Origin of the sequence: Collinsella sp. AM29-10AC, from assembly GCF_003469085.1 — a bacterium.
GTDB lineage: Bacteria > Actinomycetota > Coriobacteriia > Coriobacteriales > Coriobacteriaceae > Collinsella.
The window spans coordinates 20,333-37,459 of record NZ_QSKB01000008.1 but is presented as its reverse complement, the minus strand read 5'-3'; the positions used below and the strand labels follow the sequence as shown (position 1 = coordinate 37,459).

Genomic DNA, 17,127 nt, shown 5'->3' with positions numbered 1-17,127 from the left:
TCTGAGACACGGTGAGGTCATGCAAGCGCCTACTATAGCACGCTCCCCCTCAAAGGGATAGAACGAATTTGTCAAATAGGCAGGTATCATCACGATTTTCTCAAGATGTTCGTAATCCAGAGCAAAAGCGCGGTCTGAGAATCGGCCGAACCCTTCAGCGCGAGCTCCACATCGACCGCGCCCTCGAGCGCGGCAACGAGCTCTGCCATCGAAAAGCGACGTGCCCAGGTCAGGTGATTCTTGACCTGCCAGGACTGGAGCTTAAGTGTTGCGGCCAGCTCACGACCCTGTCCGCGCGCCTCGAGCGCCTTGGCAACGATAAGCTCGCGGATGCGGCCGCACAGCAATGTGTAAGTCCACACATAGCTCTTGGCGGGCAGTAGATTGAAGAGCTCGAGCGAGCGTCGCATGTCACGGGCCGAGACCGCATTGAGAAAGTCCCAGGGTTGAACCTCGGCCGTACGGACAATCCAGCGCTCAACGTCGGCAAGCTCAATCTGGGGCGCCTCGACCATCTGGGCAAGCTTAGCCAAGTCGTTATCGAGCATGCGCGTGTTTTCGCCCGAACGCGAGACGAGCTCCTCGGCGGCCGCCGTCGAAATCGACTTACCGCGCTGCGTCGCCATCTGCTGAACACGGCGCGGCAGTTCCCAGCGCTTGGTACCCGAGCAATCGACGATAGCCTTCTTGTCGATCTTGGCGATTGCCTTATACAGGCGCGTATTCTTGGCAAGTGAGTCGGCGATGATGAGGCAGACCGTAGTGGGGCTGGGACTCGCCAGATACCCAACGAGCGGCTCCGAGACCGCCTTGGCGAGCTTTGAGCAGCCATCGAGGATTACCAGACGAAACTCGCTGCCCATCGGAAAGGTGTTAAGCGATCCGATAATGGACTCGATATCGGGGTCCTTGGTCATGTCTCGCTCGTCGAGGTTGAACTCGACCATACCCGACTTTTCCAGACGCGCTTTCATACGCGAGACGGCGTGATCGCGCTTAACTCCGTCGGTACCGACGATCAGATATGCCGGCAGCAAACCGGTTTCGGACATTGCGCTCCCCTCCCGCAGGCCTTCGCATTCGTTCCGTGCCATTCTAGCCCAGGGGCCCACCACACGCCAACGACGTCGTCACGGTCGCTGGCATCGCATCACAAAGCCATTCGCAGTCGGTGCGACGGTAATGTCGCCGTGTTCGATGGTACACGCGAACACACCACCCGCTTCCTTAACGGCATCGATGCAGGCATCGGACGGATGGCCGTATCGATTCCCCTCACCGGCGCTTGCGAGGGAAAGCTCGGGCTTCAGGACGTCCAGCAACTCACCATCGACTGAAACCTTGGAGCCGTGATGCCCAAGTTTAAGTACATCGATATCCCCCACCTCCTGCACGAATTCCCGTTCTTGGTCGAGCTCGGCATCACCGGTGAGAAGTATTCGCAGGCCCTTACCTTCCTGAACATAAGAGAGCAGCAGGACAAGCGAGTCCTCATTTCCCTCGCCATCCACGGACTCGAATGGCCACATCACGCGGGCGCAAAATGAGCCGATGTCGACCGTATCCCCACGGCGCACCTGCCGATACTCCACGCCGGGTCGGTTCAATACCTCGGCAGGAGCATCCTCCAGCGCATCCGCCGCCACGGCAATCGTTCCGACCGAAAACTGTTCGAGCACGGCAGGCAAACCACCCCAGTGGTCCTCATCCCAATGCGTCACAAAGACGGCATCGATATGGTGCACGTTATTGCGAACCAACGCCGCCACCACGCGCTCGTCGAGCCCGCAGTCGACGAGAGCTACTGCGCCGCCTTGGCGGATAAGAATCGCATCGGCCTGGCCCACATCGAGCAGCGTCACCGAAGGCGGAGCGAATCGATCCCAATAGACGTACGGAATCGCAGCCAAGAGCATCAGGCATGCAAGCCCCGCCGCCATAGGACGTGCACGGGGACGCGGCCACCAGACCAGCAGAACCGCCAGAAAACACGGCAATAGGTAAATCCACATGCTATCGGGCGGCACGCTCACGTATGCACCCGGCACGGCGGCAAACAGCTGCTCGAAGAACAGCGCGCAACGGGCGGCAATCATGGGCACAACGAGCGCCCAAGTCCGCAACGGTCCCACGAGCGAAAAGGGAGCCAGCACGATCGACACAGCGAGCAGTACGCTCACCACCGGACCGATGACCGCATTTGCCAACGGAGCAATGAGCGAGAACGTACCGAATGCAGGAATGGTAATGGGAAGGGTCGCCAACTGCGAGCACAGCGTGACGGAAAGCATGCCGGCAACGCCCGATGGCACACCCAGCTCACCCAAAGCGTAGGTCGCATAGGGGCAAAAGCACAGAATGGCTAAGACGCTGGCACATGAAAGCTGAAAGCCCATCTCGAACAGCACCGTCGGCCTCAGTAGCACAAAGATGGACATGGTTACGAAGAGTGCCGATGCGCCGTGCCGACGACGACCCGCTCCGTTTACGACAAGCGTCGCGAACACCATGCAGCACGCGCGCACGGCCGAGGGAGACGCGCCCGTAAAGGCAGCGTAGCCCACAAGCGTTATCGCCAATATCACCCGCTGAAAACCACGTGAGCACCGAGTCTTTTGCAATACGCCCTCGATCACAAACCCCACGATAGCCAGATGGCTGCCCGAGACGGCGATAAGATGCGCCGTTCCCGTCACCGAAAACCAGTCGCCCGCCGGCTGGGCGCGCAGCTCGGCCGAACGACCACAGACGACACCGGCTATGAGCGCACGTGCCGGGTCGGTCGCAGGCGCGATGGACGCAAGCAGCCAATTTCGCAGCCGAAGCAGCGGCCCCGGAGAGCCCTCATCGACCGACACAATCCGAACGGCTTTAACCTTGCGCACCTCGCCTCGGAGCACGCGCAATCGTCCATACGCATCGTTCTCAAAACGTGAAACGCGACCGATAACACGCACGTGCGCCCCGACCTTGAGCTCGCGGTCGCACGATAGGCGAACCGTTGCCAAGTTCTTACCGTCCGCGCGTACCTCGCAGGTATAGGAATACACGTCGTCGTTTATGGATGGATCACCCTGCACGACAAACTCGAGGCTGCTTGCCGCTCGACCGTCGAGCGCCTTCGAGGCGTTGAGCGCGCCCGCAGCCCACCACGCCGAGACGACCGCTCCCGCCACGAGACCGACGGACGCGGCATACAGCCACCGCTTCCAAGGGGCAAGCCGCGCACAAGATTGAGCCAGCACAACGAATACCGTCGCCGCAACGGGAATGGCCCATAGCAGCCCGACCGCCGGCGCCTGCTCCCTCAGCAGCGCATCAGCGGCCACGTTGAGCACCAAGGCGCAGCTCATGCACATGCCGGCACACAGGGCCATCGTCCACGGCATCAGGGGCCGCGGAGGCATCACATGTTCGCGCTCGGTCGCACTCATACGCAGATGCAATCTTTGATTTTGGCAAGCTTCTTCTCGCCGATTCCCGACACACGCATCAGATCGTCAACCGAGGCAAAAGCACCGTTCTTTGTACGCTCATCGATAATCGACTGTGCCACGGAGGGACCGATGCCCGAGAGCGTCTGCAGCTCTGCCGCGCTTGCCGTATTGATGTTGACTAGGCCCGTTGCGCCACTCACGCCCAATGATGCGGAAGCCCCACCATCAACACCGGCTTCCGCAATGGACGCCTGCTGCTCCCCCACCGTTGGAACGTGAATCTTCTGCCCATCGACGACCTTGGATGCCCGATTGAGCCCCGTAACGTCTGCCTCGGGCGCCAGCCCGCCGGCGGCATCAATCGCCTGAGCCACCCGCGCCCCGTCTTTGAGGCGATATACACCGGGTGACACCACGGCGCCATCAACATCGACATAGACCTCTGCCGCGGCAGACGCCTTAGGCGAAGAGCCTTCGGATGTCTTTCCGCTCGAAGCATCGCCGGATCCCGGCTCCACTAACGTGCCCGAACCATCAGTGCGCTCAAACGACACACCGCCGGCACCGCCGCCAAGGTTCGCCATCGCCAGCCCACTCGCCATCGCAATGACGACCAGTATCGCCATCACCACTGCCTTATGACCGAGCAGTTTGCCCGCCCAGCGGTCCATCTTTTTGACTCGTTCGTGTTGTTCGCGCTGCGCCATAGCAAAACCTCCCAACACCATCGTGTCAGGAAAGGAGCTCCACAACAGCCACGCCCCAAAACCGGTTTTTGCGGTCAAACCAAAAACCGACCAAAACCTTGCACAAATCTGTCCATTTATTCAGGCACACGTCAGCAAATGAACGCTTAGCCGCAAAATGCCCAGATAGCAAAAGACCGACGATGCAGGCGCATCGTCGGTCTATGCACAAATTTACTCGTAATCTTGGTAAATCTCACGCGGAGCAAGCTCCGAATGTTTGCGTTTTAAGGTCTTAGGGGCCTTATATGTGTTGCTCTCGAAGTCGATGTACTCGGTCTGCTTGAGCAGGCGCTCAATCATCTCCTCGTGATCAAACAGTTCCCAGGCCTCATGCACGGCATCGAGTTTAGCGTGCGTCTCGGGTCGGCGCGGCATAAACAGCGTGCAGCAGTCGGGAGCGGCCTCAGTCGAGATATCGAACGTACCGATCTCCTCAGCACGCGCGATGATCTCCTGCTTGTCCGAACCGATGAGAGGACGGAACACGGGGATCTTCACGGCCTCGTTGACGGCCATGATGTTCTCAAGCGTTTGGGAGGCAACCTGCCCAAGCGATTCGCCCGTAACGATGGCCTTGGCGCCCTCGATGTGCGCAATGCGCTCGGCAACCGAATACATAATGCGACGATACATGATCACACGCAGGTTGCTGGGGCAGGTGACCGAAATCTCACGCTGGCAGTCGCCAAACGGCACCACGTACAGGCGGCCGATCTGGACACCCGGCTCAAGCGCACGGATGATGTCCTGCACCAAATACTCGCTCGTATCAGGCGTCTGCGGACGACCGGAGAAATGCACCGGCACGCACACCGCGCCGCGACGCGCGAGCATCCAGGTCGCCACCGGAGAATCGATACCCGACGACAGCAGCGTCACGACCTTGCCGGCAGAACCCACCGGCAGACCGCCCACGCCGCGCTCGGAGCGCGCGTACACGTAAACGCTACCCTGGACCACCAGTACGTGCACCATCGCATCGGGGTCGTGCATTTGAACCTTTTTATCGGGGAAGGCCTCACACAGTACCTCGCCCACCTGACGATTGATATCAATCGAGGTGAGCTCATAGTCGGTATTGGAGCGCTTGGCGTGCACCTTAAACGAATCGAAGGAACCAAACTCGCGCAGCGCCTTCACGGCGGCGGCGCAGTACTCCTGCGGGTCGCGGTTGGTGTGATACGCCAAAGACACACGGGCAACGCCGGGAACGGTGCGAATGACACGCGCCGCCTCGTCGGCCTGATGCTCGTTAAAGGTCACGAGGATATAACCGGAAATTCGAGACACGGCGTTCACGGAAAAGGCGGCCAAGGCCGCCTTGATGTTATCCATGAGGATATGCTCAAAATGTGCGCGGTTCTTGCCCTTCAGTCCAACCTCGTGATAGTGGACCAGGCAGACGCGAGCCGCCATTTAGGCTTCAGCAACCTTGTGGCCAAGCGCCTTCTCGTAACGAGCCTCGTCGTAAGAGATGTCACCGTCGACAATCTCGTCCATAGCCATCGAGATGGTATCGGCACCGGAAAGCCCAATGGTGATGTCATCGACATCCTGGACGGCAAGCACGCGGTTGTGCTGGCCACGCAGCATGCTATTGATGTCGCAGGCGCGCTTGGAGGCAAGCGAAGCGAGCAGGAAGCGGTTGTGATCGGTCTTCTCCAGAAGATCGTCAATGCAAGGCTTTACAACGGACACGGACCTCAGATCCTTTCATGCATATCGAGAACGCGAACGAGCTCATCGGTCGCGCGGTCGAGATCGTCATTCACCACGACGTCGTCGTAGCGGTCGGCAAGGGCAAGCTCATCGGCGGCGTTTGCCATACGCAGCTCAATCGTCTCGGGCGTCTCGGTACCGCGACCGACTAGACGCTCGCGGAGCACCTCAAGCGAAGGCGGCTTGATAAAGATCAGCACGGCCTCGGGGAAACGCTCCTTCACCTGCAGGGCGCCCTGGACATCGATCTCCAAAATCAGAGACGAGCCCGAGGCGAGCTTGGATGTGACCTCGCTCACCAACGTGCCGTAGCAGTTACCGTGGACCTCGGCCCACTCAACAAACTCACCGTTTGCCACGCGGCGGTCGAACTCCTCGCGCGTCAGAAAAAAGTAGTTGACGCCGTCGACCTCACCTTTGCGTGGTGCTCGCGTGGTAGCCGAAACCGTCAGACCCAGGTTCGAGCGGCGCTCGCGCACACGAGCGACGAGCGTACCCTTGCCTGCGCCTGACGGTCCAGAAATCACAAAGAGCTTGGAATCCTGAGCGCTCACTTATTTGGTCAGCTGCTCGAGGAGCTGCTCGCGCTGACGGACGCCGAGGCCCTGGACGCGACGAGTAGCGGAGATACCGAGCTCCTCCATGATCTTGGCGGCCTTGGCCTTGCCATAACCGGGGAGAGACTCGATGAGGGTGGAAACCTTCATGCGGGAAGCGATGGGGTCATCGGAGTTGAGCACGGACTCGAGGGACTTCTCGCCCTTCTTGATCTGCTCGCGAAGCTCAGCGCGGGCGTGACGTGCGGCAGCAGCCTTCTCAAGAGCCTGCTTGCGCTGCTCGTCGGTAAGCTGAGGGAGTGCCATTCGTACCTCCAAATAGTTGGGTTATATCTGATTCAATAATTGGCATTTTAGCACGTAGAACGTACAAAATGCCTAATCGCGGCTCCATAGGTTAGACGATACCCGCAAAAAGTGCAATATACTGCGCCCAAAGTTAAGCCCCTGACCTGCGATTCCACACAAAGGATGGGAAAGTTTACGCAGGCACAGGGGCTATTTTGTGCTAATGAGACCCAAAAGTGGTGACTTAGGGGAATCTTTTACGCGACGTTTTCTACCAGCTCGGCGACGATGGCGTCAAAGGCGGCAACCGGATCGTCGGCACCGGTGATGGGACGGCCCACCACAATGTGGCTTGCGCCACGCTCGATAGCCTGGGAAGGCGTCGCCACGCGGGACTGGTCACCAAGGGCGGCACCCACCGGACGCACACCCGGAGTCACGATCAGGGCATCAGGACCCAGCAGCTCACGCATGTCATGAGCCTCCATCGGTGAGCACACGATGCCATCGATGCCGTTGGCCTGGGCAAGCTTTGCCAAGCGGGCGGCCTCCTCGGCCACGGGCGACTCGACGCCGATCTCGGCCAGCGCATCCTGGTTCATACTCGTGAGCACGGTAATGGCGACGAGCTTGGCGCGGTCCTCGCGCGCCTCCTCGGCACCCTCACGGCACGCGGCGAGCATGGCGCCCGAACCCAAACCGTGGACCGAGAGCAGGTCGGCACCGGCAAGCGAGGCCGAACGGGCGGCACCGCGCACCTGATGCGGAATGTCATGGAACTTGAGGTCGAGGAAGACCTTAAAGCCCAGGTCCTTGAACGTCTTGACGATCTCGGGGCCCTCAGCGTAATAGAGCGTCATGCCGACCTTGAGCCAAGCGGCATGACCAGAAAGCTCGTGGGCGAGCTCGAGCGCACGCTCACGGTCGCAGTCGAGGGCGACGATAACGCGGTCGCGGGCATCGGTCTCTAGCATTCGAAAGCACCTACCAGCTCGTTGATGTCCTTCACGCCCTGGGACTCCGCCCAGGCCTCGAGCTCGTGCGCGATCTTGAGCGAGGCGCACGGATCGACGAAGTTGGCCATGCCGACCGACACGCAGGTAGCGCCAGCCAGGATAAACTCGGCCGCATCCTCGCCCGTCATGACGCCGCCGACACCGTTGATGGGGATATCGACGGCCTGAGCGACCTCCCAGACCATGCGAACGGCGATGTGGTGGCACAGTGGACCCGAAAGGCCGCCCTTGGGTTTGGCAACGCGGGACTTGCGGGTGTGCACGTCAATGGCCATGCCCTGGATGGAATTGATGACCGAAAGGCCGTCGGCGCCTGCGGCCTCGAGGGCTTTGGCGATCTCGGCGACGTTGACCGGAGCCATCTTGACGAACAGCGGCTTATCGGTCACCTTACGGCAAGCAGCCATAACGGCAGAGGCGCCCTCGGGCGAGGAGCCCATGGCGGCACCGCCGGCGGCGATATTGGGGCAGCTCACGTTGATCTCATAGCCGGCAGCCCAGGGGCACAGCTCGACATACATCTCGAGCGCGCGGACAAACTCGTCAACGGAATGGCCGGCGACCTGACAGATGACCTGGCAGCCGTCCTTGGACAGCTGTTCGAGCCACGGACCGGACTCACGGGCAAAGGCGGCCACGCCAGGGTTCTGAAGGCCCACGGAGTTGATCATGCCGCCCGGGATCTCGGCCATGCGGGGCGCGGGGTTGCCGGGCCAGGGCTCGGCAGCGCAGCCCTTGGTGGTGATGGCACCCAGCTGGGAGACATCAAAGAAGTTCTGGAACTGCCAACCGTAGCCAAAGGTACCGGCTGCGGTGTTGATGGGGTTCTGCATCTTGACGCCGCCGAAATCGACGGCCATATTCACGGTACCCACTAGAAGACCACCACCTTGGAAGCATCGAACACGGGGCCGCACATGCAGGCGCCCTTCATACCGTCGACCGTCTCGACGTTGCAGGTGTTGCAGGCGCCAAAGCCGCAGCTCATCATGCGCTCGAGCGACACCTCGCAGTACACACCGGCCTCAGCGGCAGCGGCGGCGACCTTCTTCATCATGACGGCAGGGCCGCAGCTGGCCACGTAGTCGTAGCCGCCCTCGCCGAGCAGCTCGGCTGCCGGTTCGGTGCAAAAACCGTGCGTGCCCAGCGTGCCATCGTCGGTGCATACGTTAACCGTGGCGCCCAGCGCGCGGAACTCATCGACACCCACGGCCTTGGAAGCGGTGCCAAAGCCCAGGCACACGTCGACATCCACGCCCTGCTCGGCAAGCATGCCAGCGAGGCAGAGCACGGGCGGAACGCCGATGCCGCCTGCCACGAGCAGCGCCTTCCTGGTGCCCTCGGGAACAAGCCAGCCGCGGCCGCCAGGGCCCAGCAGATTAGAGGTGGAACCGGGGGCCATCTGCGACAGACGGCGGGTGTCGTCGCCCACGACGGCGTACCACAGCTCGACGGTGCCGGCCTGGGCGTCGGCGCGATAGAAGCTCAGAGGCACGCGAAGCAGCGAAGAGGCATCGCCGGGCACGGCGATGTTCACAAACTGACCGGGCTTGAGCGCACTTGCAAGCTTGGGGGCCGAGATTACGAGCGAGAAGATGCCCTCGGCGATCTCCTGGTTCGAGACGACCTCGAAGTCGTGCATGCGTGCAGTGGAAGGTGTGGGCATAGACGCTCCAATCCCCCATGCGGTTGCATGGTTCAGGCGAACAGAAAGCGCGGCACCGCAAGGGCGCCGCGCACAAAAGCGATAAGGCTATGCTAGCAGATGCAGCCGTCGGCGAGCGTCTGCTTGCCGCCGACAAACACATCGGTGGCACGACCGGTGAGCGTGCGGCCGGCAAAACCGGAGTTCTCGGCGCGCGACTCGTAACCGTCCTCGCCGACCGTCCAGGTGGCGGACGCGTCGAACACGGTCAGGTCGGCAACGGAGCCCGCCTTGACCTGAACCTGGTCGAGGCCCAGGATCTCACGAGGCTTGATGGCCATGAGCTCGACCATGCGGCCCATGCTCATCTTGCCCGTGTTGACCAGCTCGGTGAGCACGAGCGACAGCGAGGTCTCGAGGCCGATCATGCCGAAGGGCGCAAGCTCGAACTCGCGCGCCTTCTCCCACGGAGTGTGGGGAGCGTGATCGGTGACGATAGCGTCGACGGTGCCGTCGATGACGCCCTGGCGGATGGCCTCGGCGTCCGCCTCGGTACGCAGCGGCGGGTTGACCTTGAGCGAGGTGTTGTAGGTCTCGTCCAGGTCGTTCTCGGTCAGGAACATGTGATGCGGCGTGGCCTCGCAGGTAACCTGAACGCCAGCGGCCTTGCCGGCACGCACGAGCTCCAGGCCATGGGCGGTGGAGATGTGCTGGATGTGCAGCTTGGCGCCGGTCAGCTTGGCAATCTCGATGTCGCGGGCGATCTGGAGCTCCTCGCCGACAGCCGGCCAGCCCTCGAGAGCCAGACGGGTCGAGACCTTGCCCTCATTGATCTGGCCGTGACCGACCAGGTCCTCGTCCTGGCAGTGGCTCATAAAGACCTTGCCGAACATCTTGCCGTAGTCCATGCAGCGACGGAGCATGCCCGCGCCCTGCACGCCGCGACCGTCGTCGGTGAAGGCGACGGCGCCGTGGGCGACCATATCGCCCATCTCGGACATAGCCTCGCCCTTAAGACCGCGGGTCATGGCGCCCGACGGATAGACGCGGCAGTGACCGACCTCGGCAGCACGGGACTTGACGAACTCCACGACGGTGCCGTTATCGGTGACGGGATCGGTGTTGGGCATGGAGCACACGCCGGTAAAGCCGCCCTTGGCAGCTGCGCGGGTGCCGCTCTCGATGTCCTCTTTGACCTCGTAGCCGGGCTCGCGAAGGTGAACGTGCATATCAACCAGGCCGGGGACGAGGTACTTGCCGGAAAGGTCGCGGACCTCGGCTCCCTCGACGGCGAGATTCTCGCCGACCTCGGCGATCTTGTCGCCGTCAATCAGGACGTCAACGACACCGTCAAGCTCGACGGACGGGTCGACGACGTGGGCATTCTTAAGAAGCAAGGCCATTATCGGCACCTCCAAGCAGCAGATACAGGATAGCCATACGCACGCAGATACCGGCGTAGACCTGCTCCAGGATGACGGAGCGTTGCGGGTGGTCGGCCATATAGGAGTCGAACTCGACGCCGCGGTTGATGGGGCCCGGGTGACAGATGATCGCGTCGGGCTTCATGAGCTTCTCGCGGTCCTTGGTCAGGCCGAAGAGCTTGTGGTACTCACGAATGGTCGGGAACGGAGCGCCCTCGAGGCGCTCCTGCTGCACGCGCAGCATGTAGACGACGTCCAGCTCGGGGAGTACCGAATCGAGGTCGCTCGTCACGTGGTCGCAGCCCAGGACCTCGGGCGCCGGCGGCAGCAGCGTGCCGGGGGCGACGGCGTAGGTCTCGCAGCCCATGATCTTCAACGCGGGGATCAGCGAGCCGCAGACGCGGGAGTGCGCGATATCGCCGACGACGGCGACCTTAAGACCGTGGAAGTCGCCCTTGTGCTCCCAGATGGTGTACAGGTCGAGCAGGGCCTGCGTGGGATGGTTGTGCTTGCCGTCGCCGGCGCAGATGACGCTCGCGGGCGAGTTCTGCGTGACGATGTAGGGAGCACCGGCGTGCTTATCGCGAACGACGATGCAATCAATCTTGTAGGCGTTGAGGGTCTCGACGGTGTCGACGAGGCTCTCGCCCTTGACCGTGGAGGTCGAGGAGCCGCCAAAGTTGAGGCTGTCGGCCGAAAGACGCTTCTCGGCGAGCTCGAAGGAGCTGCGGGTGCGCGTCGAAGGCTCGTTGAACATGTTGACGATGGTCTTGCCCTTGAGCGTGGGGACCTTCTTGATCGCACGCTCATTGACCTCGGAGAACGCCTTGGCGGTCTCGAGGATGAGCTTGATGTCCTCTTCGGAGTACTCGGTAATGTCGATCAGGTGCTTATGGTTGAACGCCACGGTACTACTCACCTCCCAGCGGCGCGGAGCCCACGTGGGAACCCGGCGCGACGTCGTTAATCTCGACGGCGGTGTGGCCGTCGACTTCCTTCATATATAGGTGCACGTTCTCCTCATGCGACGAGGGAACGTTCTTGCCGACAAAGTCCGGCGAGATGGGGAGCTCACGGTGACCGCGGTCAACGAGAACTGCCAGCTCGATGCGGCTCGGACGGCCCAGGTCCATGACGGCATCCAGAGCGGCGCGGATAGTACGGCCCGTATACAGGATGTCGTCCACCAGCACGACGCGCTTGCCGTCGACGCTGAAGGGAATGTTGGTAGCGTGGATCGCGGGAGCGAAATTGGTCGCATAGTCATCGCGGTAGAAGCTGATGTCCAGGCTGCCGAGCGGAACGTCGACGCCCTCGATCTCCTTGATCTCCTCGGCGAGCTTCTTTGCCAGAAGGTCGCCGCGCGTGACGATGCCGACCAGAGCGAGGTCTTCACAGCCCTCGTTGCGCTCGAGAATCTCGTGCGCGATGCGGGTCATCGCTCGATTGACGGCGGTCTCGTCCATGATGACCGCCTTGGGGGAAGTCGTGCCCATCGATCTCCTTCCTCACATGTCTTGACTGCTGACACAGTCAAAAAAAATAGATGCCCGACCGCTTAAAGCGGACCAGACACCCACAGGAAGGGCTGCTCTTTGGCAGCTATGTAATTCCATGTGGGTATCTCGTACCCCTTTAATGGTCAAGGGATAGTGTAGCCAACCTCGAGCTTAATTGCGAGCATAAATACAGGGCAATCCGTAAACGGGCGCAGGTGCTCCATAAACCTATATATATTTGTGGGACGAGCTTGAAAACGCACGCACGAGCTGGCATAATCCCCTCTGCTGCACGCAAATCGGATCTACGTCCAGGGCCGTGGCGTGAGCACTATCGCCAAAAGAGGAATATCTCTGTGTAGATTACGCACAGGGAGCTGCTTCTGTGCTATAGTTCAGGCTTGTTTGTTAACGCGACATGTTCGTTTGTCGCCCAAGGAGGGTCAGTTATGTCCAAAGTTTGCGAAGTTTGCGGTAAGCACCCCGTTGCCGGTCGCTCCATCAGCCACTCTCACCGCGTCACCAACCGTAAGTTCCGCCCCAACATCCAGCGCGTTTACGTCGTCGTCGATGGTCACCGTCGCAAGATGAACGTTTGCTCCACCTGCCTCAAGTCCGGCAAGGTTGCGCGCTCCTAAATAAGGTCTTACCAACAAGTACCTCGGACTCTCCGGGTCAAAGACCTCGCGTTCACATAGAACTTACCAAAGGCGTCCTCCCATGTGGAGGACGCCTTTTTTTCAATCATTGGGAACAGACTTACATGAGTGTTTTCGAGCATAGGGGCCGCATCACAAATATCAAAAGGATCGTAGCCCAGCTGATATGCTTTGCAACTTGACCAGCAGTACGACTCGAGCGAGTCAAGCGCACCTTTCACAGGATTGAGATGGATGTAATCGAGCAGCTGCACCGCCTGCGTGTCCGACTCAACCGCGACCCGCGAATATCGATTATCAAACAGTTGCCCCGTTCTCCCCGTTTTCCCATTGAAATACTCATGCAAGTCTGTCCCCAATGAGCAGGGTGATGCAGTAGGCTGATAGTATTTAGTTAAAACGCTTCATTAGGTTGAAGCGTTTTAGTATGCCTTTTACGGGAATCTTACCGTTCGCCGAATAATTTCTTGCTATCATGCAAGGCGTAGGGTAAATCTCCGATCGCAAGGAGACACAAATGGTGAAAAAGTCACCGGAAAACACTACTCCCGCAATTGTGGACAACGTAGAGGCGCTTGAGGCTAAGCTCGCTCAGATGCGAGAGGCCCAGGCGCTTTTTGCTACGTACACGCAGGAGCAGGTCGACAAGATCTTCTACGAGGCCGCCATGGCCGCCAACAAGGCTCGTATCCCGTTGGCGAAGATGGCCATCGAGGAGACCGGCCGCGGCGTTCTTGAGGACAAGGTCATCAAGAACCACTACGCCGCAGAGTACATCTACAACGCTTACAAGAACACCAAGACCTGTGGTGTCCTGGAGCGCGACGAGGCCTACGGCATCACCAAGATCGCCGAGCCCATCGGCATCGTGGGCGCCGTCATCCCGACGACCAACCCCACCTCCACCGCGATCTTCAAGACGCTGATCAGCCTGAAGACCCGCAACGGCATCATCATCTCGCCGCACCCGGCAGCCGCCAAGTGCACCATCGCCGCCGCCAAGCTCGTGCTTGACGCCGCCGTCAAGGCCGGCGCCCCCGAGGGCATCATCGGCTGGGTCGATGTCCCCTCCATCGAGCTGACCAACATGGTCATGCGTGACGTCGACATCATCCTCGCCACCGGTGGCCCGGGCATGGTCAAGGCCGCCTACTCCTCGGGCAAGCCCGCCCTGGGCGTTGGCGCCGGTAACACCCCGGTCATCATCGACGACACCGCCGACGTGCTGCTCGCCGTCAACTCCATCATCCACTCCAAGACCTTCGACAACGGCATGATCTGCGCTTCCGAGCAGTCTGTGACCGTCATCGACACCATCTATGACCAGGTTAAGGCCGAGTTCCAGAAGCGCGGCTGCTACTTCGTCAAGCAGGGTGCCGAGATGGAGGCCCTGCGTGCCGCCATGTTCAAGAACGGCGCCCTCGATCACCGCATTCCCGGCATGGCTGCCGCCAAGATCGCCGAGCTCGCCGGCATCGAGGTTCCCGCCAAGACCAAGATCCTGATCGCCGAGGTCACCTCCACCGACCCCGCCAAGGAAGAGTTCTCCCACGAGAAGCTCTCCCCGGTCCTGGCCATGTATCACGCCAAGGACTTCCAGGAGGCCGTCGACAAGGCCGAGCACCTGGTGCTCGCCGGTGGCCCGGGCCACACCGCCTCTCTGTACGTGCACCCCGCCCAGGCCGAGAAGATCAGTCTGTTCGAGCACGTCATGAAGGCCTGCCGTATCGTCATCAACACCCCGTCCTCGCACGGCGGCATCGGTGACCTGTACAACTTTGGCATGAAGCCGTCTCTGACCCTGGGCTGCGGCTCCTGGGGCGGCAACTCCGTCTCCGAGAACGTTGGGGTGAAGCACTTGATCAACGTTAAGACTGTGGCCGAGCGCCGTGAGAACATGCTGTGGTTCCGCGCTCCCGAGAAGGTCTACTTCAAGAAGGGTTCCACGCCCGTCGCCCTCGACGAGCTCGGTACCGTTATGGGCAAGAAGCGCGCCTTCATCGTCACCGACCAGTTCCTCTTCAAGAATGGCAACACCCGCGCCATCGAGGCCAAGCTCGACGAGATGGGCATCGCCCACGACTGCTTCTACGACGTCGAGCCCGATCCGTCGCTGCAGTGCGCACGTCGCGGCGCCAAGCAGATGGCTCTCTTTGAGCCTGACGTGATCATCGCCGTCGGCGGTGGCTCCGCTATGGACGCCGGCAAGATCATGTGGATGATGTACGAGCACCCCGAGTGCAAGTTTGAGGACATGGCCATGGACTTCATGGACATCCGCAAGCGTATCTTCACTTTCCCCGAGATGGGCAAGAAGGCCTACTTCGTCGCCGTCCCGACCTCTTCGGGTACCGGCTCCGAGTGCACGCCGTTCGCCATCATCACCGACAAGGAGACCGGCATCAAGTGGCCGCTCGCCGACTACGCGCTGCTCCCCAACATGGCTATCGTCGACGCCGACAACTGCATGACCGCCCCGCGCGGCCTGACCGCTGCCTCCGGCATCGACGTCATGACCCACGCCATCGAGTCCTACGTCTCCATCATGGCTTCCGACTACACCAAGGGCCTCTCCGAGCGCGCTGCTAAGCTCGTCTTCGAGAACCTGCCCTCCAGCTTCACGAACGGCGCCAAGGACCCGCATGCCCGCGAGGAGATGCACAACGCCTCTTGCATGGCCGGTATGGCCTTCGCCAACGCCTTCCTGGGCCTCAACCACTCCATGGCTCACAAGCTCGGCGCCTTCCATCACCTGCCCCACGGCCTCGCCAACGCCGTCATCCTGACCCGCGTTATGCGCTACAACGCCGCCGAGGCTCCCGTCAAGATGGGTACCTTCTCCCAGTATCCTTACCCCAACGCGCTGCACAACTACGCCGAGATGGCCAAGTACTGCGGCATCGAGGGCAAGGACGACAAGGAGGTCTTCGAGAACTTCATCACGAAGCTCGAGGAGCTCAAGGACTTCATCGGCGTCAAGAAGACCATCGCCGACTACGGTGTTGACGAGCAGTACTTCCTCGACACCCTCGACGAGATGACAGAGCAGGCATTCAACGACCAGTGCACCGGCGCCAACCCGCGCTACCCGCTCATGAGCGAGATCAAGGAGCTCTACCTGGACGCCTACTACGGCCGCGAGCCTCAGGACTACGCCGTCTGCTAGTTTTAGCACGGTTTTTAACGGCGGGGGTGCACGGGTGTTTCACACACCCCCGCCGTCGCTTCTATCGCATCGTTGAAAGGATGCAACCATGCTGCTACCCGATTCCAAGACCGAGCTCGTCCGCCGTGGCAACAAGGTCGTTTACGACCTGGGCGACAAGATCGTCAAGGTCTTTAACGAGACCAAGCCTGTCTCCGACGTGTTCAACGAGGCTTTGAATCTTGCCCGCATCAATGAGTGCGGCATCCGCAGCCCCAAGGCTCTCGAGGTTTCCCAGCTCGAGAACGCCAACGGCTGGGCGCTCGTGACCGAGAAGGTTCCGGGCACCACCCTTGCCGAGAAGATGACTGCCGAGCCCCAGCGCTTTGGTGAGTATCTCGAGATGTTCGTCGACCTCCAGATCGAGATCCACGGCTACACCTCCCCGCTGCTCAACCGTCAGCGCGACAAGTTCGCCCGCATGATCGACAGCCTTGATCAGCTCAATGCCACCACGCGCTACAACCTTCAGGAGCGTCTGGACGGCATGACCAAGGAGTTCAAGGTCTGCCACGGCGACTTCAACCCCTCCAACGTCATCGTCGGCGACGACGGCCAGCTCTATGTGTGCGACTGGGCACACGCCACCCAGGGCTCCCCTGCTGCCGACGTTGCCACCACCTACCTGCTCTTCGCCCTCAACAGCAAGGATCAGGCTGAGGCCTACCTGGAGCTCTACTGCGACCGCGCTGACATGCCCATGCAGGTCGTGCGTCAGTGGACGAGCATCGTCGCCGCTTCCGAGCTCGCTCGTAAGCGCAACGTGAACGATGAGTTCCTGAAGAACTGGATCGACGTCGTCGATTATCAGTAATATCTGAGCGATTTATTTCGCATCGGAGGCACAAGAAAACCCCGCAGCTCATATGGGCTGTGGGGTTTTCCTTTTAGATATCGAGGATGCCACAAGATAAAAGGACGGCCCCACA

Annotated in this window: 16 protein-coding genes; 3 read left to right on the top strand and 13 right to left on the bottom strand. The window is 60.8% G+C overall.

Going from position 1 to position 17,127, the window contains the following annotated elements:
* Positions 1–89: 89 nt before the first annotated feature.
* From holA to pyrR, 13 genes are all read right to left on the bottom strand, one after another.
* On the bottom strand, positions 90–1,052 hold the full coding sequence (gene holA / locus DW754_RS03900; RefSeq protein WP_117758522.1) for a DNA polymerase III subunit delta: 963 nt from the start codon (positions 1,050–1,052) through the stop codon (positions 90–92).
* Between the two features lie 78 nt (positions 1,053–1,130).
* On the bottom strand, positions 1,131–3,434 hold the full coding sequence (locus DW754_RS03895; protein WP_117758523.1) for a DNA internalization-related competence protein ComEC/Rec2: 2,304 nt from the start codon (positions 3,432–3,434) through the stop codon (positions 1,131–1,133).
* Complete coding sequence (locus DW754_RS03890; protein ID WP_117758524.1) at positions 3,431–4,144, bottom strand: helix-hairpin-helix domain-containing protein; 714 nt, start codon at positions 4,142–4,144, stop codon at positions 3,431–3,433. Before DW754_RS03890 ends, DW754_RS03895 begins: the two co-directional genes overlap by 4 nt.
* Before the next feature lie 213 nt (positions 4,145–4,357).
* Positions 4,358–5,602, bottom strand: coding sequence for a tRNA uracil 4-sulfurtransferase ThiI (gene thiI, locus DW754_RS03885; protein ID WP_117758525.1), 1,245 nt, complete (start codon positions 5,600–5,602; stop codon positions 4,358–4,360).
* Positions 5,603–5,884 carry a DNA-directed RNA polymerase subunit omega gene (locus DW754_RS03880; RefSeq protein WP_035138532.1) on the bottom strand — a complete coding sequence of 94 codons (282 nt, stop codon included), beginning with the start codon at positions 5,882–5,884 and terminating at the stop codon, positions 5,603–5,605.
* A 5-nt stretch (positions 5,885–5,889) separates the two neighbouring features.
* Entirely contained in the window at positions 5,890–6,459 is a 570-nt protein-coding gene (gmk, locus tag DW754_RS03875; protein WP_117629178.1) for a guanylate kinase, read from the bottom strand.
* A complete protein-coding gene (mihF, locus tag DW754_RS03870; protein ID WP_006236130.1) occupies positions 6,460–6,768 on the bottom strand; it encodes an integration host factor, actinobacterial type in 309 nt (102 codons plus the stop codon).
* 239 nt (positions 6,769–7,007) lie between these two features.
* The gene (gene pyrF / locus DW754_RS03865; RefSeq protein ID WP_117758526.1) at positions 7,008–7,724 is read right to left on the bottom strand and encodes an orotidine-5'-phosphate decarboxylase; all 717 of its coding nucleotides are present in this window, start codon (positions 7,722–7,724) and stop codon (positions 7,008–7,010) included.
* A complete protein-coding gene (locus DW754_RS03860; protein WP_199411071.1) occupies positions 7,718–8,626 on the bottom strand; it encodes a dihydroorotate dehydrogenase in 909 nt (302 codons plus the stop codon). Before DW754_RS03860 ends, pyrF begins: the two co-directional genes overlap by 7 nt.
* Before the next feature lie 14 nt (positions 8,627–8,640).
* Complete coding sequence (locus DW754_RS03855) at positions 8,641–9,408, bottom strand: dihydroorotate dehydrogenase electron transfer subunit (RefSeq protein ID WP_117758541.1); 768 nt, start codon at positions 9,406–9,408, stop codon at positions 8,641–8,643.
* Between the two features lie 116 nt (positions 9,409–9,524).
* Entirely contained in the window at positions 9,525–10,814 is a 1,290-nt protein-coding gene (locus DW754_RS03850) for a dihydroorotase (protein WP_117758528.1), read from the bottom strand.
* Positions 10,798–11,742, bottom strand: coding sequence for an aspartate carbamoyltransferase catalytic subunit (locus DW754_RS03845; protein WP_035138537.1), 945 nt, complete (start codon positions 11,740–11,742; stop codon positions 10,798–10,800). The genes DW754_RS03850 and DW754_RS03845 overlap by 17 nt, the downstream gene beginning before the upstream one ends.
* 4 nt (positions 11,743–11,746) lie before the next feature.
* A complete protein-coding gene (gene pyrR / locus DW754_RS03840) occupies positions 11,747–12,331 on the bottom strand; it encodes a bifunctional pyr operon transcriptional regulator/uracil phosphoribosyltransferase PyrR (RefSeq protein WP_006236123.1) in 585 nt (194 codons plus the stop codon).
* 452 nt (positions 12,332–12,783) lie between these two features.
* Here pyrR and rpmB point away from each other — a divergent pair, with 452 nt between their 5' ends.
* From rpmB to DW754_RS03825, 3 genes are all read left to right on the top strand, one after another.
* Positions 12,784–12,972 (top strand): 50S ribosomal protein L28, encoded by a 189-nt coding sequence (rpmB, locus tag DW754_RS03835; protein ID WP_022094725.1) that lies wholly within the window; start codon positions 12,784–12,786, stop codon positions 12,970–12,972.
* Positions 12,973–13,510: 538 nt separating this feature from the next.
* Positions 13,511–16,159 (top strand): bifunctional acetaldehyde-CoA/alcohol dehydrogenase, encoded by a 2,649-nt coding sequence (gene adhE, locus DW754_RS03830; protein ID WP_117758530.1) that lies wholly within the window; start codon positions 13,511–13,513, stop codon positions 16,157–16,159.
* An 88-nt stretch (positions 16,160–16,247) separates the two neighbouring features.
* A complete protein-coding gene (locus tag DW754_RS03825; protein ID WP_006236119.1) occupies positions 16,248–17,012 on the top strand; it encodes an aminoglycoside phosphotransferase family protein in 765 nt (254 codons plus the stop codon).
* Positions 17,013–17,127: the final 115 nt, after the last annotated feature.